The sequence below is a fragment of the Amycolatopsis arida genome (assembly GCF_900115565.1).
GTDB classification, from domain to species: domain Bacteria; phylum Actinomycetota; class Actinomycetes; order Mycobacteriales; family Pseudonocardiaceae; genus Yuhushiella; species Yuhushiella arida.
On sequence record NZ_FOWW01000001.1, the window covers coordinates 723,261 to 743,604 of the forward strand.

Consider the following 20,344-nt stretch of genomic DNA (forward strand, 5'->3'; position numbering starts at 1 on the left):
GCTCACCCCGCCGGCGCGGGGGCCGGCACGGGGCCGGTGAACCGGCGCCGCGCGGCGGTGAACAGCTCCACGAACAGCGGGTCCAGCGCGACGCCCGGCCGGTAGCGGTGGCCGAACCGGTCCCGGTAGGCGGTGAAGGTCCGGACGTCGTCGTGCAGGAAGAGGATGTCGTGCAGGGCCATGTGCCGCAGCGCGAGCATCGGCACCGGCGCGCGGGACACCGGGAACTCCGGGTTGCGCGCGGCGGGCTCGGGGCACCGGGCGTGGAACTGGCCGAGCATCAGGCCGTCCTCGGCCAGCTCCGGCTTCACCGCCGCCTGCACCTCGTCCAGCAGCCGCAGCTGCTCCTCCGGCAGGTCCGGCAGCACCGCGACCAGCGCGTGCAGGGTGCGGTTGCGGTGCGGCCATTCCGCCTCGCGGAACGACCGGACCAGGTCGTGCACCAGGTGCACCAGCCGGCTGGCCGTCGCCGGCCCCTCCATCCGGCGCACCCGCAGCAGCAGCGTGCCCGCGTGCAGCGCCGGCTCGACGAACGGGCACACGTCGCCCGCCCTGCCGAGCAACGGATGCTCCCGGCACAGGTACTCGCGGAACCAGCGCAGCGCGTGCGCGCGCACCGATCCCTCGTCCGCGTGCCGTCCGTCGGCACGGTCAGCGCCGTCCACCACCGTCCACCCCCAGAACCGCCTCGATCAGCACCGCGCCGCCGGGCAGCGGCGCGACGGACACCACGGAGAGCCCGGCCGTGCCGAGCAGGTCGACCAGCTCGTCGACGGTGCGTTCCCGACCCCCGCCGAACAGCGACAACATGTAGAGGTCCAGCAACGCGGCGAACCGGGCCTCCTCGCCGGTGTCCCCGCGCGCCGCGGCGGCCTGCTCGACCACCACCAGCCGGGCCCCGGCCGGACCGGTGGCCAGCGCCCGCCGACACGACGCCAGCACCGCGCGGCCGGGCTCGTCGGCCCAGTCGTGCAGGATGTGCCGCAGCAGGTAGAGGTCGCCGCCGCCGGGCAGCTCGGCGAAGAAGTCACCGGGGCGGGCGGCGCACCGGTCGGCCAGGCCGGCGTCGGCGAACCGGCGCTCGGCGGCGGCGACCGCCTCGGGGCGGTCCACCAGCACGCCACGCCAGCCGGGGGCCGCGGCGAGCAGCGCGGCCAGCAACGCGCCGTCGCCGCCACCGACGTCGACCGCCGTTCCGGCACCGGCGAGGTCGAGCCGGCGCAGCACCTCCGGCAGCTCCAGCTCCAGCCCGGCCGCCTGCGACCGGTCGAACACGGCACGCAGGCCGGGCTTGCGTTCCAGGTAGCCGAAGAAGCCGGTGCCGAACAGCCGCTCGAACGCCGGAGTGCCGGTGCGGACGGTGTCCAGCAGGTGGTCCCACGCCGTGCCGACCTCACCGGCGGCGAGCTGGGCGGTGGGCAGGGCCGACGCCGGCGCGCCGGCCCGCACCGCCGCGCCCAACGGGCGCAGTCGGAACACCTCCGGTGCCGACTCGGCCACCAGGTCGAACGCCGCCAGCGCGCGGAGCAGCCGGCGTAGCGGGTCGACCGGCACCCGGCACTCCGCGGCCAGCTCGGCCACCGGCCGGTCGGCATCGCCGAGCCGGTCCGCGACCTCCAGCTCGGCGAAGGTCTGCACGGCACGGGACAGCAACTGCCCGTACAGCAGCCGGCGGATGGTCAGCTCGGGCTCGCTCACCACGTCACCAGCAGCTCACGCGGCCCCTCGACGATGAACCCGTCGTGCCGGGGCACCTCCTCCGGCGCGACGGCGAGCCGCAGCCCGGGGAACCGCTCGACCAGGCCGCGCAGCACCGTCTCCATCTGCAACCGGGCCAGCGGGGCGCCGGTGCAGTACCGCGGTCCCACCCCGAACGACAGGTGCGGGTTGGGCCGCCGGTCGACGTCGAACTCGTCCGCGCCGGCGAAGCACCGCTCGTCGCGGTTGGCCGACCAGACCCCGACCAGCACGGTGTCCCCCGGGGTCAGCCGGGTGCCGCCGACGGTGACCTCCTCGGTCGGGTGCAACGGCATGCCGAACCCGCCGTCCGGTGGCGCGTAACGCAGGATCTCGTCCACCGCCGCGGCGGCGAGGTCCGGGGCGGCGCGCAGCGCGGCGAGCTGCTCGGGGTGGCCGAACAGCGCCAACAGGCCCTTGCCGAGCGCGTGCGCGACCGTCTCGTAGCCGCTGACCAGCACGGCGTAGACGGTCGCCATCTGCTCGTCGAAACCCATGGTCCGCCCGTCGACGTCCCGGGTGGTGACGAGCGTGCTGACGAAGTCCTCGCCGGGCTCGGCCGCGCGGGCGGCGAGCAGCTCGCGGACGTAGGCGTTCATCTCGCGCAACCGCTGGGCCAGCTCGTTCGGCTCGAACCGGCTGACCGACAGGAACGCGCCCGCCCAACCGCGGAACCGGTGCTGGTCGGCCTCCGGGACGCCGATCAGCTCACAGATCGTCCGGATCGACACCGGGAAGTGCACGGCGTCGACCAGGTCGGCGACCGGGCCGCGGGCGGCCATGCCGGCGAGCAGCTCGTCGGTGATCCGGCGGACCGGCTCGCGCAGCTGCTCGGCGCTGACCAGCAGCGCCTTGCCGGCCACCCGGCGGAACCGGGCGTGCACGGCCGGGTCGGCGAACACCGCGAGCTCACCGAGGAACCCGCCGAAGCCGCCGCCAACGGCGTCGGGGTCGGCGAAGCCGCGGGCGAACCGGTCGTCGGTCAGGACCTCGCGGGCGTCGGCGTAGCGGGTGACCAGCCACGCCTCGTCCCCGGTGGGCAGCCGCACCTTCGTGATCGGCCGCTCGGCCCGGATGGTGGCGAACTCGCCGGCCGGTTGGAGCATGTCGGTGCGGCCGAAGGGGTAGGCGACCGGCTCGTCGGTCAGGGTCTCGGCGGTCATGGCCTCGCCTCCGCGGTACTGGTGTTCGGCACGGTTCCTCCTCTGGGGACGTCCGCGAGGGACGGTTCGAGGGCGGGGGTGGGTGCGCCGGCCCGCTCCAGCCGGCGCACCTGCCACAGCAGCACGAGGTAGACGGCGTCGAGCACCAGCACCACCGCGGTCAGGTAGGGCACCAGCACGGCCTCGCCCAGTTCGGGGGTCGCCGGGTACAGGTAGGCGCCGCCGCCGGCGCACAGCGTGCCGAGCAGCTTGCTCACCGCGATGCCGATCGACTGACCCTTGCTCGACCGGCGGGCGTTGAGCATCGCGATGAACAGCGCGGACATCAGCACGTTCTGGCCGAGCCCGGCGTGCACGCCGTACTCGTCGCCGAACGCCCGGTTCACCAGCACCACGGTCAGCCCGGCGACGACCAGCGAGCCGAGGAACATCGGGTAGAACACCGAGCGGGGCACGCCGGGGAAGGCCCGCGGCCAGTACCTGATCGCCTGCCACACCAGCACGAGGTCGAAGACGAACCAGGTGGCGTTCACCACGACCTGCGCGATCCAGGTACCGGTGTCCGGGTGCGGGGGCGGCTCGACGAACGAGTAGAACCCCTCCCAGGTGATGTTGGCGCACAGCGCGACGATCGGCATGCCGTAGATGCCGTCGCGGGCCGCGCGCCGCATGATCAGGATGTAGGCGATGGTCCAGAACACGCCGGCCGAGGACTGGATGGCGATGTTCATCGGGTTCATCGGGAAGCACCTCCCCCAGGCCGGCGGGCGGCCCGGCGGGCCACCGCGATCGATCGAAACCGCGGACCGCTCTCCGGGCCGCCGCGCCACCGGCCGCGCAGCTCTCGGGCCAGCGCGGTGGCGTAGCTGAACACGTGGGTCGGGGTGGGCCGGAACCGGGCCGGCGCGGGCAACTCGTGGGCGTCGCACACGGCGTCGATCAGCAGCGGCCCGGTCGAGGCGTCGGACCGGGCCATCGCCGCGCGGAACGCCTCCGGAGTGTCCACCCGGACCGCGGGCACCCCGAAGGCCCTGGCCAGCGCGGCGAGGTCGCCGTTGTGCAGGCCGGCGGCGTACTCCGGCCAGCCCATGATCTCCTGCTCGTACTTGATCGCGCCGAGCTTGCCGTTGTCGAACACCACCACGGTCACCGGCAGGTCGAGCTCGGCCAGCGTGGCCAGCTCGCTGAGGGTGATCGCGAGCCCGCCGTCGCCGACGGCGGCGAGCACCCTGCGGCCGGGCACCAGCGGGGCGATCCCGATCGCCGCGGGCAGGGCGAAGCCCATGGTGGCGAACGAGCCGGACCACACGATGTCCGCGGCGCCGACCGCGTGCCGGTACACCCACAGCGTCACCAGCCCCACGTCGACGGTGAGCACCGGGTCGCCGCCGGGGCGGACCAGCTCGCGGGCGATCGTCGAGGGGCGGAGCAGGCTGGTCCGCGGCTGTGGCGCGTGCCGGGTGCGGCGGGACCGGGCCTGCTGGGTGAAGGCGCGACGCAGCCGGGCACGGAACACCGCCCGCTCGTGGGGCACCGGGCCGGCGGCGCCGAGCCGCTCGGTGATCGCCTGCAGGGTGGGCCGGACGCTGCCGTGCAGGAGCAGGTCGGCGCCGGGGGCGTTGGCCAACCGCGCCAGGTCGTGGTCGACCTGGATCAGCCGGAAGTCGCCCTCCAGGTCGAACGCCGCGCCGCGGGGCGAGGTGCCCAGCACGAGCAGCACGTCGCACTCGCGCAGGGCGCGCAGCGCCGAGGCGTGGCCCGACGTGCCGACCCCGCCGGCGAAGTGCGGGTGCTCGTCGGGCAGCACTCCGCGCCCGGCCATGGTGGTGACCACCGGCGCGCCGAGTGCCGTGGCGAGCTCGGCCAGTTCCGCCTGTGCCCCCGCGGTGCCGCGCCCGGCGAGGACCACCGGGCGGCGCGCGCCGGACAGGGTCCGCACCACCTCGGCCAGCGGCTCCTCGGCGGGAGCCACCTCGTCGCGGGGAGTCGGCGGCCCCGGCCGCCACCCCTCCGGTACGGCGGCGTCCAGCGCGCCCGCGTCCACCTCCAGGTAGGCGACCGAGCGCCGGTGCACCGCCTCGTCCACCGTGCCCAGCGCGGCGGAGAGGGACTCCGGGGAGCCGGTGACCCGCGCGGTGACGGCGACGTCGGCGAGCAGGCTCGTCCCCTCCACCGTCCACTGTGGCTGGCGGATCGCGACCACGACCAGCGGGGCGTGGTCGAACCTGGCGTCGTAGGCGCCGTTGAGCTGCAGCACGAGGTCGGCCTCGCCGGCGACCACGCACGCGGTGGGTGCGCCGGTGTGCTTGGCGACCGCGGAGGCGACCATCGCGGGGGACTCGGCGTGGCGCACCGGCACGGTCCCGACACCCGCGCCGGCGAGCGCGGCGCGCAGCGGCTCGGCGGCTCCGATGAACCGGCCGTAGGAGTGCCGGACACCGCGGGCGGCCAGCGCCGCGGCGAGCGCGCCGGCCACCGTGCCCCGCCCGCTGGTTCGTCCACGGTCCCGTCCACCGTCCCGTCCACGGTTTTGTCCAGTATTTTGTCCACTGTGGAGCTCGAGCGGCTCGGCGCGCGCGGCCGGTTCCACCGGCACCTGGACCAGCGCGGGTCCGGTGCCCAGTGCCGCGCCGGCGTCGGCCGCGGCGGCGGTGACCGCGGTCAGCCCCGCGGCGCGGGCCGCGTCCGCCGCGTCCAGCCCGACCCGGTGGTCCCCGGTCGCCAGGCAGAGCACGGTGAGCGGGAGCCGGTAGCGGGCGACGGTGAGCAGCTCGCCGGCGAACTCGGCGAGCCCGGCCTCGGTGGTGACCGCCAGCACCCGGCGGTCGGGCCGGGCGAGCACCGCGCCGATCGCCGCGGGCAGCGCGCATCCCGGCACGCCGAGACCGAACGAGGAGGTCAGCGTGCGCTCCCGCACCGGAAGGTGGTCGAAGGCGCCGTCGAGCACCCGGCCGGGGTCGAGTGCGAGCACCGCGTCCGCGGGCAGCGCCGCGTCCAGCGCCGACCACAGCGCGCGGTCGGGCGCGCCGCCCGCCACGGGCAGCTCGGACGGTCGCGGGCCGGCGGGCGCGGCGGCGCTGCCCAGTGTCGCGGCGAGTTGCGCCAGGATCGCCGCCGGGTCGCCGAGCAGCCGCACCCAGCCCGGCTGGTAGCGGTCGCCGAGCTCGCCCGCGCCGGCGACCTGCAGCACCGCCCCGCCGGCCACCAGCCGCGCGGTGCCGGCCGAGCGTGGGCCGACCAGCAGCACCCGCTCGGTCGCCGCCAGCGCCTCCGCCACCGCCGGCTCGCGCTCCCGCAGGACGCGCAGCGCCCGGCCACCCGCGCGACCGGCGGCGAAGTAGCGGTACCCCTCGGGCAGGACGAACACCGGGGCGACCAGCCGACCGGCCAGCGCCTCGACCTCCGCGGCGACGCCGGCGTCCACCGCCCCGACGAGGATCGCCGCGGGCCCGGCGGCCAGCAGCTCGGCCGCCTCGCCCACGGCCGCCTTGTCCGCCGTGCCGCCCGGCCGCGGGGCCCGCGCGCTCGCCGCGCCCGCCCCGCCGGGCAGCGGCATGGCGAACACGTCCGAGGAGCACGCCAGGTGGACCGGCGCGCTGTGGACGATCGACTCGGCGAGCGCCCTCGCCACCACCGGCAGCTGCGCCGGCGCCGCCAGGTACTGGTTGAACACCGTCGTCCCGGCGAACAGGGTCACCGGGTCCAGCTCCTGGAACGAGGTGAGCCCGACGTGCGACACCGGAACCTGGCCGGACAGGGCCAGCATCGGCGCCCGGTCGGCCATCGCCTCCGCGGTGCCGAGCGCGAGGTGGGTCGCGCCGGGTCCCGCGGTGCCGAGGCACACCCCGGGCCGGCCGGTGAGCTTGCCGTAGGTGGCGGCCATGATCCCGGCGGCGCCCTCGTGCCGCACCCCGACCAGCTGGATCCGCCCGTCCCGACGCACGGCGTCGACGAACGCGTTGACCGACTCGGCGGGCATCCCGAACACGGCGTCGACACCGAGCCCGGACAGCGCCCGCACCACCCCGTCGGCGAATCTGTCGCGGCCGAGCACCTCGGCGTAGATGTGGGTGTTGCTACGCACGGGCGCTCCCGCTGGCGTCCCCGCCCCGGCTGGCGACGTGCAGCACGGCCACGCCCCCGGTGAGCGGCTCCCTGCGGTAGCCGGTGAACCCGACCTCGGTCAGCAGCGCGCGGATCGCCTCGGCGCCGTTGTAGTGCCGGATCTCCTCGCGCAGGTGGCGGTAGCCCTCCATGCCCCGAGCCCGCGCGGCCGCGTTCATCAGTCCCAGCACGCCGAGGTAGACCGACCGCGGCACGCGACCCTCCGGCAGGCCGAGCTCGAGCAGCACCACCCGCCCGCCGGGTCGCAGCACCCGGTGCAGCTCGCGGGCGCAGCGGACCCGGTCGGGCATGTCGTCGATGGCGAAGGCGATGGTCACCACGTCGAACGTGGCGTCGCCGAACGGCAGCTCCTCGGCCGAGCCGCGGAGCAGGCTCACCCGGTGGTCCAGACCGCGCCGGGCGACCCGCTGCCGGCCCACGGCGAGCATCGCCGCGTTGAGGTCGATCCCGGTGACCCGGATCCGTTGGTCGCGGTCCGCCATGGCGAGCGCGAGGCTGGCGGTGCCGGTGGCGACGTCGAGCACCTCGCGGTGCCGGCCGGGATCCACCTGCCGGGCGGCCCTGCGCCGCCACCGCCGGTCCTGACCGAAGCTGAGCACGGTGTTGAACGTGTCGTAGCGGGGCGCGGCCTTGTCGAACATGGCCTGCGGGGTCTTCGGTCGCAGCGAGGTCCCGTCCGGCGGGGAGCCGGCCGGCACGTTGCTCGCCGCGCCGTCGGTGCGCCGCCGGGAGTCCATCCCCAGCTTCCCGCTGCCGTGCAGCACCAGGCCGCACGCCACCACGGTGGCCACGCTGGCCCAGTGCGGCAGCTGCAGCAGCAGCACGGTGGCCAGGAACCCGCTGGACACCAGCATGTCGCGGCGCAGGATCTCGTTGCCGGTCGCCGGGTCGTCGGCCCGCACCAGCCGGGCGCACTGCAGCACGGCGAGCACCGCCCACGGCAGGGCCCACAGCACCCGCGGCGGGGACGCGCCGAGCGCGACGAGCACCGGAAGCGACAGGTACCCCGCCGTGGTGACCGCGGTGGTCGCCAGCGCCGCGGCCCGCCAGCTGCCGAACACCGTGGCCGAGGTGCGCAGGCCCGCCGCGCGGTCGCCGTAGAAGTCGGGGACATTCTTGAACATCCCCTTGGCGACGAACCACACCAGCAGGAACAGCAGCATCGCCAGCGGCGCCGGCTCCGGCCAGCGCACCTCGCCGGTGGCGCCGAAGTAGCCGATGAGGAACGGGCCGACCACGGCCCAGGAGAACGCGAGCAGGCCGGGCACCGGGTGGGCCTTGAGCCGCAGCGGCGGCAGCGAGTACTGCGCGACGAGCACCAGGCCGACCACGGTGAACACCACGAACGGCGCGCCGAACGGGAAGGCGAGCAGCACCACGGCGGCGCTGAGCCACGCGGTGGCGTCGCGCAGCCGGCGCGCACCCAGCTGGTAGACCAGCCACACCCGACCGGGCAGGTTGCGGCAGTCCTCGTCCAGGTCGGTGTAGGCGTTGTACAGGTTGGCGACGAGCCCGGCGACGAAGGCGATGGTCGCTAGGACCGGGACCCGCCAGCTCGCCGGATCGGCGACGTAGCCGTAGCCGAGCAGGAACGCCACCACCCCGGGCACGCAGGTGCGCGGGCGGCCGAGCATGAGCACGATCCGGATGGCGGTGCCCAGGCCGATCGCGGGGCGGGCCGCGCGCACGACGTCGGCCTGCCGCTCGGGGGGCAGCGCCCTGAAATCCGCTTCGGACAGTGACGGGTGGACCGACGGGACGGTCCCGGTCGTGGGCAGCGGCACGGCTCCTGCGGGGTTCATGACGCTCCTCTAGCGCGTGCGCCCGGTGAGACATCGGGCGAGCTCGGTGAGCATGTCCGCGCCGCCGGGGCGCAGCTCGGTGGCGCAGTCGCGGACCGCGGCCACCGCCGTGCCGGTCAGCGCCGTCGCCGTGTCCTCGGCCTCGCCGACCGCGGGCGTCTGCCGTAGCAGGTCGAGCACCGGCGCGGTGTGCCCGGTGCGCCGGCACTCGGCCAGTGCGCGGGCGAGCTGCGGCCGGTGCGCGCGGGCCCGCAGCACGGGCAGGGTGTAGACGCCCTCGACGATGTCGTGCCCCGCCGGCTTGCCCAGCGCGGCGGCGGACCCGGTGAGGTCGAGCAGGTCGTCGACCACCTGGAAGACCAGGCCGAGGTGGTGGCCGTAGCGGGCCAGCCGGGCGACCGTGGCCTCGCCGAGCCCGGCCGCGGTCCCGCCGAGCCGGGCGGCCGCGGCGAACAGCGCGGCGGTCTTGCCGGCGAGCGTGGTGAAGTAGTCCCGCTCGGTTCGGTCCACGTTGAACAGGTCCTGGGTCTCCAGCGCCTGGCCGGCGCACAGGCCGGCGAAGGCACCGGCGACCACCCCGGTGCCACCGGGGCCGCACCGGGCGGCCGCGGCGAACGCGGCGGCGATCAGCACGTCCCCGCACAGCACCGCGATGGCGTTGTCGACCCTGGCGTTGACGCTCGGACCGCCGTGCCGGGTGTCCGCCTCGTCCATCACGTCGTCGTGCACCAGGCTGGCCAGGTGGATCAGCTCCAGCGCGGTGGCGGCGTCCAGCGCCCGCTCCCGAGCGGCCGGGTCGTCACCGGCGGGGCCGGCGTAGAGCACACCGAGCACGAGCAGCGGCCGCAGCCGCTTGCCGCCGGTGAGCACCCCGGAGACCGCGTCGACCACCAGCGGCGGGCGCCGCGGGACGGCCGCGGTGATCCGGTCCTGCACCTCGGCGAGGTCGGTCCCGAGTCGGCCGGAGCCGGCGAACCGGTCGACGATCTCGTGCGCGCGGGTCCACCTGGTGCCGGCCGCGACCGGGCGCGGCGGGTCGAGCTGGCTGGTCATGGTCACGCCCGCAGGGCCGTGGCGACGGTCTCGACCACGATGTCCTGCTCGCGCTCGGCGAACGTCAGCGGTGGCACCAGGCCGAGCACGTGGGCGGTGTGGTCGATGAACACCCCTCGCTCGCGGCAGTGCAGCTGGATCCGCCGGATTCGCTCGGCGGAGGCCGGGGCACCGTCCGGGCCGACCAGGTCGAGCACGAAGAACGCGCCGGTGCCGGCGACGTCGGCCACCGAGGGCAGGTCGGCGACGGCGTCGGTGAGCGCCGCGCGCAGCCGCGCGGACATCTCCTGCCCGCGGGCGACGACGTCCTCGTTCTGGTAGGCGCGCAGCACGGCCAGCGCGGCGGCGCAGGCCACGGGGTGGGCGTCGGTGCTCGAGCCGTGGTAGAAGAACGGACGGCCGGGCAGGTCGAACGCGTGGTACACGTCGTCGGTGACCAGCACGGCGCCCAGCGCGGCATACCCGGCGGTGATCGCCTTGGCCAGGCACAGGATGTCCGGGTCGACGCCGAGCCCCTCGGCCGCGAACATCGGGCCCGACCGGCCGAAGCCGGTGGTGACCTCGTCGAAGATCAGCAGGATGCCGTGGTCGTCGCAGAACCGGCGGATCGCCCGCACGTAGGGCGCCGGCAGCGGAACACCCAGCCCGACGACCGGCGCGAGGATCACCGCGGCCACGGTCTCCGGATCCAGCCCGGTCAGCTCGGCCAGTGTCGCCTTCGCGCACTCCTCCGCCGACTCGGCCGCGAAGTCGGGCATGGCCACCTGGTGGAAGCCCTCGGGCATCGGGCCGAACAGCTGGTGCAGCATCGGCATCCCGCTGGCGGCCATCCCGACCATCGTGCTGCCGTGGAAGGCGCCCTGCATGCCGACGATCGTCAGCCGCTCCGGCCGGTCGTGGTTGCGGTGGTAGAGCCGGGCCATGTGGATGGCGGCCTCCACGGCCGAGCTCCCGGTGTGGGTGAACCGCACCCTGCGCAGCGGGTCGGGGGCCGCGGCCACCAGCGCCTCGGCGTACTCGAGGGTGACCTCGGCCGGCCGCTCGTGCCGGAAGGTCGACGCGAACGGCAGCGCGAGCGCCTGCTTGTGCATGGCCTCGACGACGTCGTGCCGGCTGTAGCCGAGCAGCACGTTCGCGATGCCGGCCCTGGCGTCGAGGAAGCGACGGCCGGCGGCGTCGATCAGCCAGGAGCCCTCGCCGCCGACCAGCACCTCGTCCGGCCCCGCCTCGGCGAGCACCGCGCTCATCGGCATCGAGCCGTGCCAGAACGGGTGGGTCTCGGGATTCCAGGTCACCATTCGTCCCCCAAGAGTGACGTTGACGCCGACCGTGGCGCCGGAGCGCCGATGACGAGTGTGCGGGAAAACTGCCCCAGATCAGCTACGAGGTGTACCACCAAGGCCCGTGGTCGATCCTGGCGAAGTGCACGCTAAGCCATTTCAGGATAGTCGTCAAGAAAAGTTTTTCAGTTAACCGTTCAGTAGCAAAGACAGTTTCCGACCGAACGAACACCACCCGTTCAGCCGAGCACGGGCCGCTTGCCAGCAGCACTTCTGGGCTCTACCGTGAGCGCGTCGAGCGGCGGCACCATCCGACCCGCCGGTGAGCGCGGGGGAGAACAACCATTTCCACGCACCCTTCCGAAGTAGCGGACGAAGCAGCCGATTCCGGGCTCGCGTATCCATTCGATCCGATGATTCGACTGGAACTCGACGAGCGTTACCGAGAATTGCGCGCGTCCGGGCGGATCACCCGGGTCGAGCTGCCCTACGGCGGGCGGGCCTGGCTGGCCACCCGGTACGACCACGTGCGCACGGTGCTCAGCGACCCGCGGTTCAGCCGGGCCGCCGCGGCGGGAGCCGACATCCCCCGGGTCACGCCGGAGATCCAGACGACGTTGCGCGACGAGCCGGTGCTGCTCGACATGGACCCGCCCGAGCACACCCGGATCCGCGGCCTGGTCGCCAAGGTGTTCACCGCGCGCAGGGTGGAGCGGCTGCGGCCGCGCGTCCAACGGATCGCCGACGAGCTGCTCGACACCATGCTGGCCGGGTCCGCGCCGGCCAACCTGGTCAACGCCTTCACGATGCCGCTACCGCTGATCACCATCTGCGAGCTGCTCGGGGTGCCGCCGGAGGACCAGGTGGGGTTCCGCGCCTGGGTGGAGGCCGATCCCGCGGTGACCGCGTTCGGCCCCGAGGAGATCGAACGGGCCAGGGAGATGGTGGAGGGTTATCTCATCGGGCTGATCGCGGCCCGCCGCGCCGCGCCGCGGGACGACCTGCTCAGCGCGCTGGTGGCCGCCAAGGACCGCGAGCAGCTGCTGACCGAGCGGGAGCTCGAGGTGCTCGCGATGACCCTGCTGGTCGGCGGCTACGAGACCGCGGCCGACCAGATCGGCAACTTCTGCTACACCCTGCTGAGCCGGCCGGAGCGGTACGCCGAGCTGGTGGCCGAGCCGGAACTGCTGCCCTCGGCGATCGAGGAGTTGTTGCGGTTCGTCCCGCTCGGCGCGTCCGCCGGGTTCCCCCGGATGGCCACGGAGGACGTGTGGCTCGGCGACACGCTGGTCCGCGCCGGCGAGGTGGTGTTCGCCCAGGCCGACTCCGCCAACCGGGACGAGGACGTGTTCGACCGACCGGACACAGTGGACTTCCGCAGGGATCCCAACCCGCACCTCGGCTTCCTGCACGGGCCGCACCACTGCCTGGGCGCGCAGCTGGCGCGGGTGGAGCTGCGGGTGGCGCTGGGCACCCTGCTGCGTCGGCTGCCCGACCTGCGGTTGGCCGTGCCGGCCGAGGAGGTGCCGTTCCGCAGCGGGCGGCTGACCCGGGGCGTGTACGCGCTGCCGGTCGTGTGGTGAGCGCGATGGCCTGGGAGCTGTCCGTGGATCGGCGGGTGTGCATCGGCTCGGGGTTCTGCTACGGCAGCGCGACGGGGTTCTTCGCCTCGGACGGGACGCGCTCCCGCCCGCGCGCCGCGGTCGTCGCGCCGGACGACCTCGTGCTGGAGGTGGCCGAGGGCTGCCCGGTCGGCGCCATCACCGTCGTGGACCGGAACACCGGCGCCACGCTCGCGCCGAGCCCCTAGATCAGGCCCACAGCCCGGCTAACCCACCCCGTCCCGAGCCCGAGGATGGCAGGACCATGCTGACCACGTGAGGTAATCGCGATCTCTGGCTACGAGTCCCCGTCGGTGTTCCGCTTGTACCGCAGAGGGCGACCGTCGCCGCGGCCGGGCCGGGCACCAGGAGGACCAGCCTGAGCGCCTCGCCGTCAACAAAGGCGGACAGGACGAAGCAGACCGCCGCGGCGACGAACCAAGCAACCACCCATATCCGATACCTCTTTCGCACGGTGACCGTCCTCCTGCCAGGCCGCTACACCTACGGCGATCGTTCCACCGAGTCTCCTCGCGCGCCCCGGCGTCGGACGGCCCCTGTGCTGGCGGCGCAGACGCAGGCGATGGCCAGCCACTGGGTCGCGGTGAGCCGTTCGGCGAGTACCAGCGCGCCGGCGACGCCGGCGACCGCCGGCTCGAGGCTCTGCAGCACGCCGACCGTCCGCGGCGGCAGCCGGCGCAGCGCGGCGAGCTCGAGCGAGTACGGCAGCACCGCCGACAGCACGGCCACCGCGCCGCCGATCGCCAGCGTCGGCCCGGCGAGCAGGGCCGCCCCGCTGCCGGCGACGCCAAGCGGCACGGTCAGCACGGCCGCCCAGCCGACGGCGAGCGCGAGCGGGGCGCCACCCGCCTGCCGCGCCCCGGCGAGCCGGCTCAACATCAGATAGGCCGCCATCGCCACGCCGGAGGCCAGCGCCCAGAGCACCCCGGCGGCCGGCAGTGTCTCCCCCCTGCCTCCCCCGCTGCCTCCCCCGCCCCGTGGAACAGCCACACGCCCACCCCCGCGAGCCCGGCCAACCCCAGGTCGGTCGGCCGCCGGGAGGTCACCAGCGCGAGCGTGATCGGCCCGAGCAGCTGCAGCGCGATCGCCGGCCCGAGCGGGAGGTACCGCAGCGCGAGGTAGACCAGGTTCATCCCGGCGATCGCCGTCCCGAAGCCGGCGACCAGCGCGAGGTCGGGCAGCCGGCGCGGGATCCGTGGCCGGAACACCAGCGCCAGGACCACCGCCGCGATGCCGAGCCGCAGCGCCACCACGCCGAACGGGCCGACCGTGCCGAACAGCGACTTGCCCAGCGCCTGCCCGAACTGGATGCTCGCCACGCTGCCGAGGACGAGCACCGGAGCGGGGACGGGGGCCATGCCTCCACCGTCGCCCCGGTGAACCCTCAACGTCCATCGAATGTTCGTCCACGGATTCGTTTAGGCTCGACTACATGTTCGATCTGCGGCGGCTACGGGTGCTCCAGGTGCTCGCCGAGCACGGCACGGTGACCGCGACCGCGGCCGCGCTGCACCTCACGCCGTCGGCGGTGTCCCAGCAGCTCCGCCAGCTGGCCCGCGACCTGGACGTCGAGCTGCTGCGCGCCGACGGCCGCAGGGTGCGGCTCACCCCGGTGGCGCGGGTGCTGCTCGCGCACGCCGACACGCTGGCCACGCAGTGGGAACAGGCGCGCGCCGAGCTGGCCGCGCACCGGCACGAGCCGGTGGCCGGCACCCTGCGGATCTGCGCGGTGTCGTCGGCCATCGCCGCGCTCGGCGCACCGGCCGCCGTCGAGCTGCGGCGCACCCATCCTCGGCTGCGGGTGCTCCTGCGCGAGGAGGAGAGCGGGGACTGCTTCGCCCTGCTCCGCGACGACGAGGCCGACCTGGCGGTGGTGCTGCCCACCCCGGACACGCCACCGGTCGCCGATCCGCGGTTCGACCAGCACCCCCTGCTGGACGACCCGCAGGACCTGCTCGTCCGGCGCGGGCACCGGCTGGACCGACCCGAGGGCGTGGCGCTGGCGGAGGCCGCCGGCGAACCGTGGATCGTCAAGCCGCACCACAACGACACCCACCCGCTGCTCACCGCGGCGTGCGCCGCCGCCGGGTTCACCCCGCGGATCGAACACCAGGCCAAGGAGTGGTTCGCGGTGTCGGCGCTGGTGGCCGCCGGCTGCGGGGTGTGCCTGCTGCCCCGGATCGTGCCCGTCCCGGCCGAGCACCCCGTGGTCCGCGTCCCGCTGCACGGCAACCCCAGGCCGTCGCGCCGGTTCGTCGCCTGCGTGCGGCGCGGCGCCGCCGAGCACCCCGTCCTCGCCGCCGGCCTCGCCGCGCTCGCCGCCACTCACCAGCACGGTTCGGACACGGTCCCGCCGCGGTCCTGACCGCGCGCCCGGACGCACGGCGCGGTTGGTGCCACTGGTCGGGACCGCGCTGGCCATCGTTCGGAACCGGATGGGCGAGGTCTGGATCACCGTCGCGATGACCCTCACCGCCGTGGCCGGGGGCGCGCTCATCACGCAGATCCACTCTTGGCGGCGCCGCGCGCTCAGTGACCCCGACGGCGGCCGCGAGCTGCGGACGCTGGCGGCGCTCACCGGTGTCCACGACCTGCCGTGGACGGCGGTCGTCGTCCTCATGATCGTCCGTCCCGGCTCGCCGGAGTGAGGCCGAGACGACCTTCCTTCGCGTCGCGGCCGTCCTCGAGGCCGTCTCGCTCACTGGCGCGGCCGAGGCAATGGAGCCCCAGCAAGTAACCCCTGGTGGGAGCAATCCCGGCAAATCGCCCCGATCGCCCACCCGCGCCGGTTATGCTCGGCCGCGGGCCGCCGACCTGGGCTTTCGACACCTCGCGGCGGCGCTGGGCGCAGCGAAGGAGGGGCCGTGCTCAGAATCCACTTCACCGCCACCGACATCGCCCGCACGACGGTGGCCCGCGAGCCGGACCCGCTCTGGGAGATCGTGCTCAGCCTGCACATCCTGCAGACCCCGCACCCGCCGGCCCGCTACCGCCGGTGGCGCGCCGGCGCGGCCGCCCGCATCCTGCACCGCGACCTCGGCGCGAAGGTCAGGCACCTGCTGTTCCCGCTCACCCCGGTGGCCACGTACTTCCCGGACTTCCTCACCCCCAGCGAGGCCGCCGAGGGGATCGACGCCGGCATCGACGCCGTGACCGCCACACCCACCTCGCGGATGAGCGCCCAGCTCGGCAGGATGGCCACGCGCACGACCGCGCCGGCCTGGGCGCGCGAGCTCGCCGAAGGGTCCGCCGAGCTCCGCGCGGACCTCGGCGCCACCCTCCGGGCCTACCACGACACGGCACTGGCCCCCGCGATGGCCGACCTCGGCGCGTGCGTCGCCGCCGACCGGGCGGTCCGGATCCGCGCGCTGGCCACCGGTGGCGTCGAGGGGCTCCTCCGCGGCCTCCGGCCGATGGCCCGCTGGGAGTGCCCGGCGAGCTCGGCGCCGGACGGCACCGTGGGCACCCTCGTCGCCGGCTACCCGGCCGACCACGACCTCCGGCTCGACGGCCGCGGCGTGGTGCTCGTCCCGTCGTTCTTCTGCCTGAAGAGCCCGGTGGTGCTGGTCGACCCGGACATGCGGCCGGTCCTGGTCTACCCGGCGGCCGAGACGGCCCCGGCGGCGGTGGCCGCGGCCGGCGGCTGCTCGACCACCGCGCTCGAGAACCTGCTCGGCACCACCCGCGCCGCCGTGCTGCTCTCCATCGAGGACGGGTGCACCGCCAAGCGGCTGACCCGGCGCGCCGGCGTCTCCCCGGCCACCATCAGCCACCACACGTCGGTGCTGCGCGAGGCCGGCCTGATCACCACCCACCGGTCGGCCAACACCGCGGTGCACGCGCTCACCCCGCTGGGTGCCCGGCTGGTCGGCCGGCCCGGGGCGGGCCTCGGCTGGGAACGTTCCCATTAAGATCGACGGCGGGAACCGCCACGTCAATCAGGGAGCGTGCCGATGCCGGGTCCAGGTCGTGCCCGCGCCGCCCGGCGGCCGACCCTCGAACAGGTCGCCGCGGAGGCCGGGGTGTCCCGCGGCACGGTGTCGCGGGTGGTCAACGGTTCGCTGGAGGTGAGCGCGAAGACCCTGCGCCTGGTCCAGGACGCCATCGACAAGCTCGGCTACGTGCCCAACCAGGCGGCTCGCAGCCTGGTCACCCGCCGCACCGACACGGTGCTGCTGGTGGTGTCGGAGTCGGAGGCCAGGGTGTTCACCGAGCCGTTCCTCGGTGGGCTGGTCCGCGGGCTCAGCCAGGAGCTGGCCACCACACCGCTGCAGCTCAACCTGATGATGGCCAGCACCGCCCGGCAGCACGAGCGGGTCGAGCAGCTCGTCCGCCACGGCCACGTCGACGGTGTCGCGTTGATCTCGCTGCACGGCGACGACCCGCTGCCGCGCAACCTGGCCGCGGCGGGCGCACCGGTGGTGGTGAACGGGCGGCCGGTCATCGAGATCCCCGGCGTGCCCTACGTCGACGCGGACAACCTGGCCGGCGCGCGGGCCGCCACCGAGTACCTCTACCGGCAGGGCCGCCGCCGGATCGCCACCATCACCGGCCCGCAGGACATGTGCGCGGGCATCGACCGGCTGGCCGGCTTCCGCGCCGCGCTGAAGGGGCGGCGCGGGGTGACCCGGCTGGTCGCGCAGGGCGACTTCGGCCAGGCCGACGGCGAGCGGGCGATGCGTGAGCTGCTGGCCGAGGACCCGCGGCTCGACGCGGTGTTCGCGGCCAGCGACCTGATGGCCGCCGGCGCGCTGCGGGCGCTGCGTGCCGCCGGCCGCGGGGTGCCCGACGACGTGGCGGTGGTCGGGTTCGACGACTCCGACGTCGCCCGCAATACCGACCCCGCGCTGACCAGCGTCCGCCAGCCGGTGCAGCAGATGGGCCGGGAGCTGGCCCGCCTGCTGATCAGCCGGATCTCCCGGCCCGACCAGGAGCTCGCGCCGGTGATCCTGCCCACCGAGCTGCTGTGCCGCGAGTCGGCCTGAGTCGACCGCGGCAGCCCGGCGGCGCTTCCGCGCGTCGGAGCCCCGCCGGGCCGGGAACTGTCACGTTCCGGGCGGCGCGAACACCCCCACCGCGTCGTAGGCGTGCCACGAGCCTTCCCGCTTGGCCATGGCGAGCACGTTCTCCACCGCCACCAGTGCCGCACGCGGCAGCGGAATCTCCACGATGGATGGTCGAAGTGGACTGTCGGGCGCCGTGGCGTCGCCCCGCAGCGAGCCCTTGGTCGCGCCCCTCTCCAGCTCCACCCGCGCCACGTCCGTGCCGTTGCAGGCCACGTCGAGCCGGCCGGGGATGCTGGCGTGGGTGTCGATGAGCCAGACCGCGAGGGCGAGATCGCCGGCGGGTGGCTCGACCAGCCGGAAGCGCAGCCGGAACGTGTGCGCCCTGCTGCCGGCCCACCGGTCGGCCGGTCCCGGGTGCAGGTAGGGCCAGTCCACGCCGGGCGTGCTCACCCCGTGCACGTAGTCGGCGCCATCGGGGAAGCGGGTGAGGTACCGGGCGTACCCGTCGGGCGCGAGCGCCAGCTCGAGGCTGCGCCGGTCGAACTCGCCGACCACCGCCACCGGCCGCCCGGCGACCGTCACCGACTCGGTCGACGTCGCCCGCAGCACTCCCGTGGGCCGGCTGCGCCCGCCCGAGGCGGCGACGGTGACGACCCGGTAGTGCCACGTGCTCGCGCGGGGACCGAGGCCCTCGTGCCGCAGGTGGGTGTCGATGGTCTTGCCCAGCAGCGTCGCCGGCCCGGGCCGGAACGCGGGGTCGGGCGAGCCGTACACGGCGAAGTGGTCGACAAGGGGGTGGTAGGGGCGGTGCGCCCGCCAGGTGAGCTCGATCCGGCCGATGCCGGGCCGGGCCGCGAGGTCGCGCGCGGTCGGGGTGCTCGCGGAGGTCGTGGGGTCGCTCATCATGCCTCCCACCTACCGAGCAGACCGAAAGTGAGCCGACTGCCCTGACTGCCCTGACGCACCGATCGGGCCTGACAGGTTACTTCCGGTCGGATCGGTATCCACCGTAAGGCCGGGGCGACCGGCCTCGGTGACGAACTGGGCCACTGTGGACACCGGTGCGCGGTCGTCCCGCTCGACGTGGTCCACGACCCTGAACCGCGAGGTGAGTCGCTCGGGGGTCAGCTCGCCGTGCACGTACCCGCGCCGGCCGTCGTAGAGCTTCACGTGCGGGTTGGCCAGCCACAGCTCGGTGTAGCGGTCGGTGGGCGCGCCGTCGCCGTCCGAGCCGACCGAGGTCACCACCAGCTCGGTGCCGATGGTCGGCGAGTGCGGGTCGGTGAAGTCGGCCTTGAGCTCGGCGGCCACGTGCCGGTGGATGTCGCCGGTGAGCACGACGAGGTTGTCGACGCCGTGCCGGCGCACCGCCGCGAACAGCCGGTCGCGGTTGGCGGTGAACCCGTCCCACTGGTCCATGCTGAACGTGCGCCCCGGCCCGGTGTCCCGGTCGATCTGCGCCATCACCACCTGCTGCGCGAGCAGGTTCCAGGTGGCCCTGGACCGCCGAAGGCCCGAGTAGAGCCAGCGTTCCTGGGCGGCGCCGAGGATGGAGCGGCGCGGGTCGGTGTGCTCGCCGCCGGCGGAGGAGTCGGTCGGGAAGTCGTCCCGGTACTGCCGGGTGTCCAGCACGTGCACGTCGGCCAGCGCGCCCCAGCCGAACCGCCGGTACAGCCGCAGGTCCGGCCCGTGCGGAAGGGAGCCGCGGCGCAGCGGCAGGTGCTCGTAGTAGGCGCGGTAGGCCACGGCCCGCTGCCGCTCGAAGTCCTCGACCGAGATGCCGTACTGCGAGTGCGCGGCGGCGTAGTTGTTCTGCACCTCGTGGTCGTCCCAGGTGGTGACCCACGGTGCCCTGGCGTGCGCCGCCCGCAGGTGCGGGTCGGTCTTGAACAGCGCGTACCGCAGCCGGTACTGCTCCAGGGTCCGCACGGTGGCGTCGTGCACCGGGTCGACCCGCGCGCCCTGCCGCCACAGGTTCCCCGAGTTGATCGCGTACTCGTAGACGTAGTCGCCGAGGAAGAACACCAGGTCCAGCTCCTCCTGGGCGAGGTGCCGGTAGGCGGCGAAGTGCCCGTGGTACCACGCCTGGCAGGAGGCCATTCCGAAGGCGAGCCGCTCGACCCGCTGGTGCGGCGCCGGCGCGGTGCGGGTGCGCCCCACCGGGCTGACCTCCCGGCCGGCCCGGAACCGGTAGAAGTACTCCCGGCCGGGGCGCAACCCGCCGACCTCCGGGTGCACCGAGTGCGCGAGCTCGGAGGTGGCCACCGCGTGGCCGCGGCGCACCACCCGGGTGAACCGCTCGTCCTCGGCGACCTCGTAGTGCACGTCCACCGGCCGGCGGGGCATGCCGCCGTGGCCGTCCTCGGCCAGCGGTCGTGGCGCCAGCCGGGTCCACAGCACGACGCCGTACGGCTCGGGGTCGCCGGAGGCCACGCCGAGCTGGAAGGGGTCGGCCGGAACCCGGTCGCCGCCGGGGGTCAGCGCGCCCGCGGGGGCGCCGGTGCCCAGCGTGAGCGCGGCGGCGCTCACGCCGGCCAGCGCGAGGAAGTCGCGCCT

The 20,344-nt window shown here is 74.9% G+C and carries 18 protein-coding genes; 6 read left to right on the forward strand and 12 right to left on the reverse strand.

The genetic code is table 11. The features are described from left to right. Positions 1-2 precede the first annotated feature (2 nt). The 8 genes from BM051_RS28905 to BM051_RS03435 are packed head-to-tail and all read right to left on the reverse strand — an operon-like array spanning position 3 to position 11,175. The gene (locus tag BM051_RS28905; protein WP_166677706.1) at positions 3-665 is read right to left on the reverse strand and encodes a DUF6875 domain-containing protein; all 663 of its coding nucleotides are present in this window, start codon (positions 663-665) and stop codon (positions 3-5) included. Continuing rightward, complete coding sequence (locus BM051_RS03405; RefSeq protein ID WP_166677707.1) at positions 652-1,698, reverse strand: methyltransferase; 1,047 nt, start codon at positions 1,696-1,698, stop codon at positions 652-654. The genes BM051_RS28905 and BM051_RS03405 overlap by 14 nt, the downstream gene beginning before the upstream one ends. After that, entirely contained in the window at positions 1,695-2,900 is a 1,206-nt protein-coding gene (locus BM051_RS03410; RefSeq protein WP_092527703.1) for a cytochrome P450, read from the reverse strand. Before BM051_RS03410 ends, BM051_RS03405 begins: the two co-directional genes overlap by 4 nt. After that, entirely contained in the window at positions 2,897-3,640 is a 744-nt protein-coding gene (locus BM051_RS03415; protein WP_092527706.1) for a transmembrane-type terpene cyclase, read from the reverse strand. The genes BM051_RS03410 and BM051_RS03415 overlap by 4 nt, the downstream gene beginning before the upstream one ends. Further along, a complete protein-coding gene (locus BM051_RS03420; RefSeq protein WP_092527709.1) occupies positions 3,637-6,984 on the reverse strand; it encodes a thiamine pyrophosphate-binding protein in 3,348 nt (1,115 codons plus the stop codon). The genes BM051_RS03415 and BM051_RS03420 overlap by 4 nt, the downstream gene beginning before the upstream one ends. Beyond that, positions 6,977-8,827: a ubiquinone/menaquinone biosynthesis methyltransferase gene (locus BM051_RS03425; protein WP_092527712.1), complete on the reverse strand. Its 1,851-nt coding sequence runs from the start codon at positions 8,825-8,827 to the stop codon at positions 6,977-6,979. The genes BM051_RS03420 and BM051_RS03425 overlap by 8 nt, the downstream gene beginning before the upstream one ends. A 9-nt stretch (positions 8,828-8,836) precedes the next feature. Then, positions 8,837-9,880, reverse strand: coding sequence for a polyprenyl synthetase family protein (locus BM051_RS03430; protein WP_092527715.1), 1,044 nt, complete (start codon positions 9,878-9,880; stop codon positions 8,837-8,839). Between the two features lie 2 nt (positions 9,881-9,882). Beyond that, on the reverse strand, positions 9,883-11,175 hold the full coding sequence (locus tag BM051_RS03435) for an aminotransferase family protein (RefSeq protein WP_166677708.1): 1,293 nt from the start codon (positions 11,173-11,175) through the stop codon (positions 9,883-9,885). Between the two features lie 398 nt (positions 11,176-11,573). Here BM051_RS03435 and BM051_RS03440 point away from each other — a divergent pair, with 398 nt between their 5' ends. Continuing rightward, on the forward strand, positions 11,574-12,743 hold the full coding sequence (locus tag BM051_RS03440) for a cytochrome P450 (protein WP_092527721.1): 1,170 nt from the start codon (positions 11,574-11,576) through the stop codon (positions 12,741-12,743). Positions 12,744-12,748: 5 nt separating this feature from the next. Beyond that, complete coding sequence (locus BM051_RS03445; protein WP_092527724.1) at positions 12,749-12,970, forward strand: ferredoxin; 222 nt, start codon at positions 12,749-12,751, stop codon at positions 12,968-12,970. A gap of 295 nt (positions 12,971-13,265) precedes the next feature. On the opposite strand, the gene BM051_RS29610 is transcribed toward BM051_RS03445, so the two are convergent. Further along, positions 13,266-13,676: an EamA family transporter gene (locus BM051_RS29610; RefSeq protein WP_243859526.1), complete on the reverse strand. Its 411-nt coding sequence runs from the start codon at positions 13,674-13,676 to the stop codon at positions 13,266-13,268. Beyond that, complete coding sequence (locus BM051_RS29615; protein ID WP_243859527.1) at positions 13,661-14,140, reverse strand: EamA family transporter; 480 nt, start codon at positions 14,138-14,140, stop codon at positions 13,661-13,663. Before BM051_RS29615 ends, BM051_RS29610 begins: the two co-directional genes overlap by 16 nt. A 74-nt stretch (positions 14,141-14,214) precedes the next feature. On the opposite strand from BM051_RS29615, the gene BM051_RS03455 reads away from it, so the two are divergent. From BM051_RS03455 to BM051_RS03470, 4 genes are all read left to right on the forward strand, one after another. Next, positions 14,215-15,147, forward strand: coding sequence for a LysR family transcriptional regulator (locus BM051_RS03455; RefSeq protein ID WP_092527727.1), 933 nt, complete (start codon positions 14,215-14,217; stop codon positions 15,145-15,147). Between the two features lie 28 nt (positions 15,148-15,175). Continuing rightward, positions 15,176-15,430 (forward strand): hypothetical protein, encoded by a 255-nt coding sequence (locus BM051_RS03460; RefSeq protein WP_134046140.1) that lies wholly within the window; start codon positions 15,176-15,178, stop codon positions 15,428-15,430. Positions 15,431-15,646: 216 nt separating this feature from the next. After that, positions 15,647-16,693, forward strand: a complete 1,047-nt coding sequence (locus BM051_RS03465) for an ArsR/SmtB family transcription factor (RefSeq protein WP_092527733.1) — start codon at positions 15,647-15,649, stop codon at positions 16,691-16,693. 42 nt (positions 16,694-16,735) lie between these two features. Then, positions 16,736-17,767 (forward strand): LacI family DNA-binding transcriptional regulator, encoded by a 1,032-nt coding sequence (locus BM051_RS03470; protein ID WP_092527736.1) that lies wholly within the window; start codon positions 16,736-16,738, stop codon positions 17,765-17,767. Positions 17,768-17,827: 60 nt separating this feature from the next. Here the strand turns inward: BM051_RS03470 and BM051_RS03475 are convergent, their stop codons facing one another. Beyond that, positions 17,828-18,691 carry a polysaccharide lyase family protein gene (locus tag BM051_RS03475; RefSeq protein ID WP_092528480.1) on the reverse strand — a complete coding sequence of 288 codons (864 nt, stop codon included), beginning with the start codon at positions 18,689-18,691 and terminating at the stop codon, positions 17,828-17,830. Between the two features lie 12 nt (positions 18,692-18,703). Continuing rightward, a complete protein-coding gene (locus BM051_RS03480; RefSeq protein ID WP_092528482.1) occupies positions 18,704-20,326 on the reverse strand; it encodes an alkaline phosphatase D family protein in 1,623 nt (540 codons plus the stop codon). Positions 20,327-20,344: the final 18 nt, after the last annotated feature.